Annotated in this window: 8 protein-coding genes; 2 read left to right on the forward strand and 6 right to left on the reverse strand. The window is 70.2% G+C overall.

Annotated elements, in window-relative coordinates; genetic code table 11:
- Positions 1-60 precede the first annotated feature (60 nt).
- Genes ABZT17_RS10790 through ABZT17_RS10810 form a run of 5 tightly spaced genes read right to left on the reverse strand, consistent with a single transcriptional unit; the run spans position 61 to position 6,320 of the window.
- Entirely contained in the window at positions 61-3,090 is a 3,030-nt protein-coding gene (locus tag ABZT17_RS10790; protein WP_356346486.1) for a family 78 glycoside hydrolase catalytic domain, read from the reverse strand.
- Complete coding sequence (locus tag ABZT17_RS10795; protein ID WP_356346488.1) at positions 3,090-3,215, reverse strand: hypothetical protein; 126 nt, start codon at positions 3,213-3,215, stop codon at positions 3,090-3,092. Before ABZT17_RS10795 ends, ABZT17_RS10790 begins: the two co-directional genes overlap by 1 nt.
- A 38-nt stretch (positions 3,216-3,253) precedes the next feature.
- A complete protein-coding gene (locus ABZT17_RS10800; RefSeq protein ID WP_356346490.1) occupies positions 3,254-4,522 on the reverse strand; it encodes an extracellular solute-binding protein in 1,269 nt (422 codons plus the stop codon).
- 32 nt (positions 4,523-4,554) lie between these two features.
- Positions 4,555-5,376, reverse strand: a complete 822-nt coding sequence (locus ABZT17_RS10805; RefSeq protein ID WP_356346492.1) for a carbohydrate ABC transporter permease — start codon at positions 5,374-5,376, stop codon at positions 4,555-4,557.
- Positions 5,373-6,320 (reverse strand): sugar ABC transporter permease, encoded by a 948-nt coding sequence (locus ABZT17_RS10810; RefSeq protein WP_356346495.1) that lies wholly within the window; start codon positions 6,318-6,320, stop codon positions 5,373-5,375. Before ABZT17_RS10810 ends, ABZT17_RS10805 begins: the two co-directional genes overlap by 4 nt.
- A 358-nt stretch (positions 6,321-6,678) precedes the next feature.
- Between ABZT17_RS10810 and ABZT17_RS10815 the strand changes: the two genes are divergently transcribed.
- Positions 6,679-7,716, forward strand: coding sequence for a LacI family DNA-binding transcriptional regulator (locus tag ABZT17_RS10815; protein WP_356346497.1), 1,038 nt, complete (start codon positions 6,679-6,681; stop codon positions 7,714-7,716).
- 242 nt (positions 7,717-7,958) lie between these two features.
- Here the strand turns inward: ABZT17_RS10815 and ABZT17_RS10820 are convergent, their stop codons facing one another.
- Positions 7,959-11,069 (reverse strand): lantibiotic dehydratase, encoded by a 3,111-nt coding sequence (locus tag ABZT17_RS10820; protein WP_356346499.1) that lies wholly within the window; start codon positions 11,067-11,069, stop codon positions 7,959-7,961.
- Between the two features lie 226 nt (positions 11,070-11,295).
- Here ABZT17_RS10820 and ABZT17_RS10825 point away from each other — a divergent pair, with 226 nt between their 5' ends.
- The gene (locus tag ABZT17_RS10825; RefSeq protein ID WP_356346501.1) at positions 11,296-11,448 is read left to right on the forward strand and encodes a hypothetical protein; all 153 of its coding nucleotides are present in this window, start codon (positions 11,296-11,298) and stop codon (positions 11,446-11,448) included.
- Positions 11,449-11,462: the final 14 nt, after the last annotated feature.

The raw sequence follows: 11,462 nt of genomic DNA on the forward strand, positions 1-11,462 counted from the left end.
CATGAAACGGCGCATAGTGAAACGTTTCAGTCATGTAGGAGGAAAGAGGAGCGAGACGGGTCAGCGCAGGCCGCTCGTCAGGCGGTACGAGCCGGAGGGCAGCAGGTAGGAGGCTATGCCGTCGGCGTGTCCGAGGTAGCGCACGCCGTCCACACGGGCCAGCGGGGTGCGTCCCTCGCGGACGGAGTCCGGAGAGTTCGCCGGGATGCGCAGGGTGGCCTCGCTGTTGGCGGGCACGTCCGCCTCGTACGTCAGTGAGGCGCCGCCGTCCGTCACCCGCCACTCGCTCCGGATCTCGCCGTACGGCGACTCGTGCGAGCCGGCGACATGAGTGATCTTCCCGGTGGGGTCGAGGTGTGGTTGCAGGAGGAAGTGCTTGAACCCGGGGCGGGCCGGGTCGCGGGCGATGCCTGCCATGTAGGCGTACATCCACTCCATGACCGCGCCGTAGGCGTAGTGGTTGAAGGAGTTCATGCCGACCGGGCCGAACCCCTCGGTCCTGGAGTAGGAGTTCCAGCGCTCCCAGACCGTGGTGGCACCGCCGCGCACCGAGAACAGCCAGGAGGGCAGCGCGTCCTGGTGCAGCAGTTTGTACGCGAGGTCCGTGCGGCCCTCGTCGCTGAGGACGGGGGCGAGGACGTTCACGCCGAGGAATCCCACGGAGAGCGTGTTCTCGGCGTACTTGACCCGGCTGCTGTCCGGGTGGGCGGCCTTGTAGGCGGCGTCGTTGCCGATGTTGTCGGCCAAGTGGGCGACGAGGGAACGGCGTTGGGCCTCGGTGTCGTAGAAGCCGAGCTTCAGCACCCACAGCAGGGCGGTCTGGCTGTTGTCCTCCGTCTTCTGGTGGGGGTCGGAACCCGGTTCGATCGGGGAGGCGTCGCCGAGGCTGGACCTGAGGGTGACCGTGCCGCCCTCGACACTGAGGTACTTCGTGATGAACGCCCGCTTGATGTCGCCGAAGAGCTGCTCGTAGGCGGTGGCTTCCGCCGGGCGGCCGGTGGCCTGTGCCATCTGCGCCATGAGGTGGGCGACATAGCCGTAGTAGACGTCGCTCATGAGCTGGGCACTGGTCTTCTGCGGGGCCAGCCAGTCACCCGTGAGGGAGCCCTGTCCGGCGTGGGTGTCGCCGGTCTGCTGCCGGATCCAGTCGAGGTAGCGGGTCATGGCGGGCCAGCTGCTCTCGACGACGGCCGGGTCGCCGGTCATCTGCCACAGCGTCCAGGGGAGGATGACCCCGCAGTCCGCCCAACCGCTGCCACCGCCGGGGAAGTTGTAGCGCCCGCTCGGTGCGACGCCGGTGAACTGGGCCTTGTCCTGACCGTAGATGGTCTGGGAGTCGATGACGGTGCTCTGGAAGTGGTCGAGGAACGGGCCGGCGTCGGCGTGGTAGAGGCCGGTGGTGGCGAAGACCTGGGTGTCGCCGGTCCAGCCGAGGCGCTCGTCGCGCTGGGGGCAGTCGGTGGGCACCCAGAGGTAGTTGCCCCGCTGGCCCCAACGGATGTTGCTGATCAGCTGGTTGGCGTCGGGATCGTCGGTGGTGACACTGCCGATCTCGTGGGTCGCGGAGGTGGCCACCTTGCCGGTCAGGCCGCTGAGGGTGACCGTCTCGGTCGCGGTGACGGACGCGTAGCGGAAGCCGTAGAAGGTCAGGGAGTCCTGGTGGGTCTCCCCGTCCCGGTCACCCTTGAGGATGTAGGTGCTGCTGGCCTTGGCGCTGCGGAGGTTGGCCCGGTAGAGGGAGCCTTCGGGCCCGTCGGCTCCGGCGCCGGCGTCGTTGAGCATCTCGCCGAACTGGAAGGTGACTTGGGCACCTGCCGGGCCGCGCAGGGTGTAGCGGGGGACGCCGACCATGTTCTGGCCCAGGTCGAAGATCGCGGTGTCGCCGGGTCCGATGGTGACGTGGGCGGAGGCCGCGCGGTGCGGGTCGGTCACCGTGCGGTCGGGATCGACGACGATACGGCCCTTGCCGTCGCCGGTGACGCCCGTGCTGACGGTGACCGACTGCGGGCGTCGGTCCCAGCGGCTCATCAGACGGGCGGTCTCGGCCGGATACGCGAGGAGCCGGACGCCGGGATACCTGGTCTCGTAGGGGACGCGTTCGGTGTCCGACCAGGCGGAGTCGTCGAAGCCGGACGCCGTCCAGCCGGGCAGCTCCTGCCGGGCGTCGTAGGTCTGGCCGTCGTAGATGTCGTCGGCCCGGTGGGGACCGGTGTCGGTGGCCTTCCATGAGCCGTCCGGACGGGTGACGACGGACTGGGTCGTCCCGTCGGTGTGGCGGATGAGGAGTCTGGCCTTGAGGGCCAGCGGGTTGCCGTCCTTGGAGTAGTACGTACTGCCGTCGGAGATACGGCCGTTGTACCAGCCGTTGCCGAGGACGGCCGCCAGGGTCACGACCGGTTCGCGGGCCACGAGGTGGGTGACGTCGTAGGTGAGGTATGTGGCGCGTGCGTCGTAGTTCGTCCAGCCCGGCGCCAGCAGTTCGAGGGTGGCGTCGCCGTCCTGCGGGACGGTCACCGGACGGCCGCTGACGTGGAGGTCGTAGACCCCGAGGGCGGAGACGTACAGCCGCGCCTCGCGGACCCGGCCCCGCAGGGGGGCCTCGGTGCGCAGCATCGGGGCGCCGGGTGAGTTGGGGGTCTTGCCCTTCATCCCGATCCACTGCGCGCCGTCCCAGCCGGTGACGCCGTCCGTGCTCATCAGGCCGGTCTCGAACCAGGCCACGGGGCCGCTGCCGAGCCGGCGGCCCGCGGTGTCCCAGACGGTGACGGTCCAGTAGTACCGGGTCGAGGCGGTGAGCGGTCCACCGCCGTAGCGGACGGCCACCGAGTCGGCGGAGTCGACCCGGCCGCTGTTCCAGACGTCGGCCCGGCCTCCGGTCAGTTTCCCCGGCGAGGTGGCGACCACGATCTCGTAGGCGCCCTGGTTGCGCCCGCGGCCGGCGGCCCGCATCCGCCAGCCGAAGCGGGGGTGCGCGGCGTCCACGCCGAGCGGGTCGGTGCGGTGCTCCACCGTCAGTCCGTACACGGCGTCGTCCTCCACGGGGCGATGTTCTGCGGTCTGTGCCGTCGTGGCGCCGGTGAAGGCGCCCATCACCGGTACCGCGCCCGCGGTCGCCGCGAGCAGGGTCCGGCGGCGAGGTCCTGCCGTCCTCCGTTGGCCATCGTCTGCTTCTCCTGTTCCGGGGTGCCGCACACCGCCCGTGTCGCGCTCGTCATGGCTCACTCCCTCGTCCTTTCGGCCGTCGGCGCCGTGCTCATGAGCCGGCCTTGTAGTCGGTGTCCATCTCCTTGAGGACCTTGTCGGGCGTGGACTGCCCGCTGAAGATCTCCTGGAGGCCGCTGAGCATGGTCTGCTGCACCTTGGGGTTGGGCCAGCGCTGGTCCATGAACGGCACGGTGCGGTTCGCTCCGATGAACTGGGAGAGTTCGGTGAGCGAGGGGTCGACCGCGAAGCCCGTGTCGGGGAGGGAGGGCAGACCGCCCTGCTTCTTGACGAACAGGTTCATCCCTTGCGGTGACATCACGAAGTTGACGAACTTCAGGGCGAGTCCGGGGTTCTTGGCCTTGGCGTTGACTCCGTAGCCGGCGCCCGCCGCGGCGGGGATGAGGACCTGGGAGGGGTCGTCCGTCGCCGGGACCGGCTTGAGGGTGAACGTGCCCTGCGGGTTCTTCTGCTTGAGCAGGGCGATCACCCAGTTGCCCTGGATGATGCCGAGCGTCTTGCCGGTGGCGGCGAGCTGCTGGCTGGCCTCGTAGTTGGTGCCCAGCGGGTTCTTCTGGAAGCAGCCCGTCTTCTCCATCGTCACGTACTTGTCCATCGCGGTGGTCCACGCCGAGGAGGCGAAGGTGGCCTTTCCGGCCTGCATCTTCGCGTCGAAGTCCCGGTCGGGGCTGTAGACGGTCGTGGCGACCATGGAGTAGAGCGCCAGCTGGGTCACCCAGTTGTCCTGGATGCCCAGCGCGAAGGCGGGCGTGCCCTTGGCCTTGGCGGCCCTGCAGAAGGCCAGCAGCCTGGTCCAGGTGTCGGGCGGGGTGAGCCCGGCCTTCGCCATGGCCTGCTCGTTGTAGACCGCGCCGATGCCGTTCTGCCCGAAGATCGCGTTGTAGGTCTTCCCGTCGTACTGCGCGACGCTCTTGATCGCCGGGGGCATCTTCGCGGCCCAGGGCTGGTCGGAGAGGTCGCGCAGATAGCCCGGCTTGGCGAGGACGTAGGTGGCGGCGGGGTTGCCGTTGCCCGGCCACACCGACATCACGTCCGGTGCGGTGCCCGAGGAGAGCTGGGTGCGGATCTGCTGCTGGTACTGGTCGGCGCCGCTGGTGGTGTAGCGGACCTTGACGCCCGGGTTGGCCTTCTCGAACGCCTTCACGACGTCTTCGACGGAACCCTGGTCGACGGAGGCGAGCGTCAGCGTCTTCGAGCCCCCGCCGCCGGAGCCTCCCGCCTTGGTGCCCCCGCTGCAGGCGGCCAGCAGGGCGGCGGCCGTCGTCGCGGCGACCACGGTGGTGAGTGTGCGTGTCTTCATGGTGTCTCCCATGTGGAGAAGAGGGGCGGGGTTCATCCCCGCAGCCCTCCGGCGAAGCCGTTGATGATGCTGCGCTGCAGCAGGAAGTAGACGAGCAGGACAGGCAGGATGCTGATCACCAGCGCGGCGAAGATGAGGTTCCAGTCGGTGACGTACTGGCCGACGAAACCGGCGATCGCGACCGGCATGGTCTGCTGGGCACTGCCGCTGAGGTACAGCAGCGGGGTGAAGAAGTCGTTCCAGACCGCGACCGCGTTGAGCACGAGCGCGGTCACCGTGACGGGCTTGAGCATCGGCAGGACGACGTACCGGAAGCCCTGCAGCGGGGTGCAGCCGTCGATGAGTGCGGCGTCCTCGAAGTCGCGGGGCAGGGCGCGCAGGAAGCCGACGTAGAGGAAGACGGTGAAGGGGACCTGGAGGCCGGAGTAGAAGAGGACCAGGGCCCAGGGGGTGCCGAGCAGGCCGAGGTCGCGCATGGTCTGGTACAGCGGGAGCGAGGCGAGCTGGAAGGGCAGCACCAGGCCGAGCAGGACGAGCAGGTAGGTGCCCCGTGACCAGCGGGCCGTGATCCGGGCCAGCGGGTACGCGGCGAGAGAGGACACCGCCAGGACGAGCACCACGCTGCACGCCGTCACCAGCACGCTGTTGGCCAACGCCCCGCCCAGAGCGCCCTGTTGCCAGGCGTGGGTGAAGTTGCCGAGGGTCGGTGAGGTGGTGGGGTGCAGGGGCGACGAGGTGTCGGAGGCGGGGCGTACGGCGAGGTTGACCAGGACGTACACCGGGAAGCCCACGGCCAGCGCGGCGACGATCATGAGGAGTTCGAGGGCGAGGGTGCGGGGGCGGTAGCGGTTCACGAGGCGGCCCTCTCGCTGCGGGAGAGCACGGCGTACTGTGCGGTGGACGCGATGGCGACGATGATCGTCAGGACCACCGCGAGGGCGATGCTGTAGCCGAACTCGCCGAGGGTGAAGGCGTCCTTGTAGATGAGGGTGGACAGGGTGTCGGTGGCGTGGCCGGGACCGCCGCCGGTCAGCGCGTAGACCTGGTCGAAGAGTTTGATCCCGCCGATGATCGACAGCATCAGGTTGATGGTGATGGCCGGGGCCAGCAGGGGCCTGGTCACCGACCAGAAGCGGCGCACCGGACCGGCTCCGTCGAGCGCCGCGGCCTCGTGGACCTCCTGGGGCACGGACTGCAGTCCCGCCAGGAAGATGACCATCGAATAGCCCGCGAACTGCCAGACGATCACGCCGACCACCGCCCACAGCGCGAGGTTCGGACTGCCCAGCCAGTCCTGCCGCCAGGCGCCGAGACCGATCGCCCCGAGCAGGCTGTCGACCGCCCCGTCCGGACCGAGCAGGTTGCGCCACAGGTAGGCGGTCACGATCGGGGTGATCACCGCCGGGGCGAACAGCAGCACCCTGAGCAGGTTGCGGGACTTGATGGCCGAGTTGACGCCGAGGGCCAGCAGCAGGCCCACCGCGTTCTGTACGACCGTGATGGACACGGCGATCAGCAGGGTGTGCCAGATGGCCTGCGTCGCGTCCGCGTCCCGGAACATCGCGGAGAAGTTGTCCAGGCCGATGAAGCGGAAGTGCGGGTCGAGGCCGTCCCAGTCGGTGAAGGCGTAGTACACGCCCCGTGCGCTGGGGACGAGGACGACGAAGGCGAACAGGAGCAGCGCCGGCGCCATGAACCACCACGGGGGCGCGGTGCGTGGGCGGCGCGCCGTGGTGAGGGGTGTGGAGTCCGGGGGGTGGTCGCGATCCGGGAGTTGGGCGTTCGGGGCGAGGGTCACGGGCGGACCTGCTTCCTTGAAACGTTTCAAAGCGAGTCCGGTGAAGGGTGCACCGGCCGGACGGGTGAGACACCTGCCGAGTCTTGGGTTGTGGAGTACGGACGACGCCGAAGGGGAGCCTCCGGCAGACCACTGGGTCGAATGGGTAACGTTTCCCGTAGGTGTTGCCAGACCCTAGAGAGCGCCCTGCGTGACGTCAAGATGCCGCGCACGCTGCGTGAATGTTACGGAACGGCCTCGAACCGGCTCACTCAAGCCCGCGATCAGCCCTTACCGAACTGGAGCTTCATCCGTACACTTTCCGCCAACGTTGCCCACGACGCCGAAGTGAAGCCGAAGGAAGCCGAAGGAAAGCCATATGGAGCCGCCCGCATCGCCCCGTCGCGTCACCATCGTCGACGTCGCCCGGCATGCCCGGGTGTCCACCACCGCCGTCTCGAAGGTGCTGCGCAACGCCTACGGGGCCAGCCCCGAGATGCGGGCCAAGGTGCGCCGGGCGATCGACGAGCTGGGTTACCGCCCCCTGGCGGCGGCGCGGGGGCTGCGCGGGCAGACGTACACCATCGGTGTGATGCTGCCCGACATCCGCAACCCGTTCTTCCCGGAGATCCTCGACGGCGTCACCGGCTGCCTGACCGACACCGACTACCAGGTCCTCCTCGGTCCCGGGTGCGGCGTGAAAGAGGAGGCGGGTGTCATCGAAGCCATGATCGACCGCGGCATGGACGGACTCGTTCTGGTGGCCCCCGTCTCGCCGCGCGCCCATCTCGAACACCTCGCCACCGCCGTACCGACCGTCGTGGTCGGCCGCCACGGCCACTCCCCCGCCTACGACACCGTCGCCGACGACGACATCGCCGGCGCGGCCCTCGTCGTGAGCCATCTGGCCGACCTCGGCCACCGCCGGATCGCCCACATCGAACACCACGAGACCGACCCCACCCGCAGTGTCGAGATGCCCAACGCCCAGCGCGCCGACGGCTACCGGCAAGCCATGCGCGCCCTCGGCCTGGAGGCGGAGATCGACGTCGTCTCCACCAGATACACCCAGCGGGGCGGGTACGAGGGCGCGAAGCAACTGCTCACCCGTCCGACCAGGCCCACGGCCGTCTTCGCCGGTGCGGACATCGTCGCCATGGGCGTGCTGGAGGCGGTGGCCGAGGCCGGACTGTCGGTGCCCGGCGACATCTCCGTGGCGGGATACGACAACACCGCGTTCGCCGCGCTCGGCCCGATCTCCCTGACCAGCGTCGACCAGGCGGGGCACGAGATCGGCAGGAACGCGGCCCGTCTGCTCCTGGAACGGATCGCGGACCGCGGCAAGCCCTCGGTACAGATCAAGCTCTCGCCCACGCTGGTGGCGCGCCGCACCACCGCGGCCCCGCCGCCGGTCTAGTCCGGAGCCCCTGTGTCGTTGAGCCCCTGTGTCGTTGGGCCGTTGGGCCGTTGGGCCGTTGAGCCGTTGAGCCGTTGAGCCGTTGAGCCGTTGAGCCGTTGAGCCGTTGAGCCGTTGGGTTGAACGCGCGCTTCCCTTCCGCGGGTTCAACGACCGTACGAATCAGGCGCCTTGAGCTCTACGACGGCCGGCGCGCGGGCCGGTCGGGAGGGCAGGTCGCCCGGCGCCCGGGGCCAGCGCGGTTATGTCGTTCTGCTCGCTCGTGCCGTCCAGCTCAGAGCGGCGGCTCTGGCCAGGTGGAGGTGTACGCGTTCCTCGGCAGGGTCCGCTCCGCGCATGCGGACGTGGTGGAGGTGCAGGAGGTCCGGGAGGAGGTCCTGCGGGGGCAGCGTCCCGGCGCCCTCGAGCGCGCCCCGGTAGGCGGCCAGCGCGCTGCGGCGTGCGGACCAGCTCGCGGTGACGCCCGTCTCCAGCGACGGGGTGGCGGGAGCCTCGGGCGTGAGGGAGGCGGTCGTCAGGGCGATGGTCTGGTCGTAGACCGCTCGGGGCGGGGCGCTTCTGTCGGTGTGGGCGTGTTCGACCAGCCAGCGCATGGCTTTCGTGTGATCCCCGAGCAGATGGTCCCCGAGCAGACCGACGGCGATGTCCACCATGCTCGCGGCGGTCAGCGCCCGGGCATCCGGAGCGCCCCGGCCGGCCTGCGCGGTCAGCTGGGCGATGGCGGCGGCCGAGTCGGCGGCGAAGAACTCCTCGGCCGCCGCCATCACCGTGGGGCCGCCGAAGCGCGCGGTGTGCGGGTGATGGGTCTCCAGGCTCGTGTGGGTGATCAGGCCCGCACGCCGAAGCCGCCGCGTCCACTCGCCGGTCTGCACGACGGCGCTGCCGAGTGAGCCGGGCGCGCAGATCAACCGCACCCTGAGGTGGTCCTCGGGATCACGGTGGCGCTCGAACCACCAGCGGGGTCCGCCCAACTCCTCGATGAGGGAGGGAAGATGCCCGGTCAGGAGCGGATCCTGGCGGTCGCGGTGCCCGTACAACCTGAGGGAGATCCCGCTCCCGCAGCCGGGCAGGTCGCCGTGCTCGCGGCCGACGATGTCGACCGTTGGGCGCACCGGTGCGCCGGCCCGGTCCACGGCGGCCAGGGGGATGACGATCTCGTGGGCCCGCCCGCCGGTCCAGCCCAGGTCCCCTGGCTTCGGCGCGGCACGGAGCAGCGCCGTGCCGTCGCGCTCCACCTGGGTGCGCAGCAGGACCCGGTGCGAGGGCTCCGTCAGGTCCAGGAGCATGCGCCGGTCACCGTCACCCAGGTACACGTGCTCGGGCAGGAGCACCTCGTCACGCCACTCGGCCAGGGCCTTGTCCCACTGCGGCCACGGTGTCCGCGCCTCGGGCAGGTCGTCGACGGCGAGGGTCCAGCGGGCCGGGGACAGAACGGTGCGCCCGTAGCGCACCGCGGGCAGGAACGGGAGGCCGGCGACGGCGGCTCCCCAGGAGAACCCGGTGCAGGGGACGGCGAGTGCCACCGGTGCCTCGGCCAGGAACCGCGCCAGCGGATGGGTGTGGTGGGTCAGGTCCACCGCGTTCGGCAGCACCGTGTGCACCGGGCGGCGGCGCGAGAGTGAGACCAGATGCAGCCGCTCGGCATCGGCGGTCACCGCCAGATCCGTCACGGGGAGCTGATGAGTGTCCGGTCCATGGTGGTCGCCGAGGGGGATCACCACGTCCGCCATTCGCGGGGCGTGCGCGACGTTCACCGAGCGTATGTACAGCGGGGTGGTGCTGATCTGGGCGATCAGCGCGTCCTGTTGGGCGCCGGGCAGGCCGCAGTAGACGTCGGTCATGCGGCGGCGGTCGTCGGCGTCGAACAGGTGGAGGAAGCGCGCGGTGGCCGTGGCGGCCGCACGGGACACCCCGACGACGTGCAGGGTGAACTCTCCCTGTTCCAGGGCGGATACGCTCGTGGCGTGGATCCGGACGGAGACCTCCGTGCTCGGCTGCACGGGCCGACCGGGATCCGCGACCGCCAGTTCGTCGATCGCGGCGTCATCGAGCAGGACGTCGCGGCGGCGCTTCACCGCGGCGGTGTGGGCGAGCCCCAGCAGCCGGCGGTCACGGGCCGTCAGCCGCGGGCCGGCCGACGCCGGTGTGGACCCGAGATAGCCGGACGGGTGACCGAGGAAGTCGATGGCGTCCAGGACGGGCACCACCGCTGTCGGACCGTAGCGTTCGAGGAAGCGGTCATGCCAGTCGGCCCATCCGGGGCTGAGCGCCGTTCGCGGTGCCAGGCGCGCGAGGGCCGTGGCGGCCGACGCGGCCTCCTCGGCCACCGTCTCCGGGATCACCAGGTCCCAGTCCAGGCGCAGATCGAGGGCGAGCCTCGGTTTCACGGCGGGGCACAGCCGTGTCATCGCGGCCGTCGCGCGGGCGCGTTCGGCGCGGGCGCGCGCGGGAACGGCGGGGACGGCGGTCGCGTCGTCGTGCCGGGCCAGTGCCGCCGCGATCTGACGCAACTCGTCGGCTTCGGCCGTCGGCAGGTGCTGTGCCTGTCCGAGCAGTGCGGCGATCGGGTCGGAGGCAGTGACGGCGGGGCGCAGGCTGGTGATCAGGAATCGCTGTCGCACCAGGTTGGCGAGGAGATTGTCGACCTGAGTGGGTGAAGCGGCCGGGAAACCGGCACAGAGGGTCTCTGCGAGAGCCGTCCACGAGACCGGCGCCCGCGCGCCGTCCATGGCCATGCGGACCGGCCCGGTCGCGCGAATCCTCACCTGTGCGGGGGCGCCGCCTTCCTCGCCGCTGGGGCGGTGCTCGACCATCAGGCGTCCGTCGCGCTCGAACGCGAGGCTGGAGGCGAGAAGCGTCAAACGGGGTCGCAGCGCGCGGTGTTGCTCCAGCCGCTCGACGAATGCCGCGGTCCATACCGCGTCCGGTCGGGTCACCGCCCGGTGCCCGCTGCCCACACGCAGCGCGGGAGCCGCCCCGATACGAGCGGCCTCGACACCGGCGAACAGACCGAACGGAGTGGCGCGTGAGCGGGCACGCAGCAGGTACCGCAGCACCGAAAGCACCGCGCGCCGCACGGCCTGGTCCTCCACCGGCTCCCCGGCGCCAATCTGGTGCACCCGCCTGGCCAGGTCGGGGCTGGAGAACTCGACCGCGGTGGCGAAGTCGGCCGACTGCCACACCTGTCGCAGCCACGCCCGCCACGACTCCTGGGTCGCGGACGGGTCGGTCAGGTGCGGCCAGACCAGGGCCTGGTCGGGGTGCCGGACCGCCGCCCGGACCACGGCAGCGTCGACATGTCGGTACAGGCGGTCCAAACGGCCCTCCAGCAGCACAACGACGTTGGCCGCCATTTTTCCCCAGCGGCCCGGCGCGGAGGGCGATTATGAGTCATGGTCATCGCGGCGGCTGCTGCGCCGTACGGCTACCGAGGGGCCTCCTTGAGCCACTGACCTGGCCGAATTCCAACCAGCGAAAACGACGACGTATGGGCTGTTGAGACATGTACGGACTGGCTAGCGTGGGCGCGATGCACGGCACGCGGCACATTCCCGTCATATTTGCGAAGGGGAAGAATTCATGACCGCTGTTTCTCCCGAGAATGTCACCGATGCGGAATTCGGTGAGCTCGAAGAACTCCAGGTGATCGATTCCAGTGAGCTGAAGCTCGGCGCGGCCTACCACACCTACACCTACATCGCCGCGGAGAGCACGGAGGACATTCCCGGCTAGAACACCCCGGAGCC

Source organism: Streptomyces sp. NPDC005648 (assembly GCF_040605395.1).
GTDB lineage: Bacteria > Actinomycetota > Actinomycetes > Streptomycetales > Streptomycetaceae > Streptomyces.

Excerpts from the sequence above, each read along its gene's own strand:
- ABZT17_RS10790 (WP_356346486.1), bottom strand. The coding sequence starts at position 3,090 with ATGGGCGCCTTCACCGGCGCCACGACGGCACAGACCGCAGAACATCGC.
- ABZT17_RS10795 (WP_356346488.1), bottom strand. The coding sequence starts at position 3,215 with ATGACGAGCGCGACACGGGCGGTGTGCGGCACCCCGGAACAGGAGAAG.
- ABZT17_RS10800 (WP_356346490.1), bottom strand. The coding sequence starts at position 4,522 with ATGAAGACACGCACACTCACCACCGTGGTCGCCGCGACGACGGCCGCC.
- ABZT17_RS10815 (WP_356346497.1), top strand. The coding sequence starts at position 6,679 with ATGGAGCCGCCCGCATCGCCCCGTCGCGTCACCATCGTCGACGTCGCC.
- ABZT17_RS10820 (WP_356346499.1), bottom strand. The coding sequence starts at position 11,069 with ATGGCGGCCAACGTCGTTGTGCTGCTGGAGGGCCGTTTGGACCGCCTG.
- ABZT17_RS10825 (WP_356346501.1), top strand. The coding sequence starts at position 11,296 with ATGACCGCTGTTTCTCCCGAGAATGTCACCGATGCGGAATTCGGTGAG.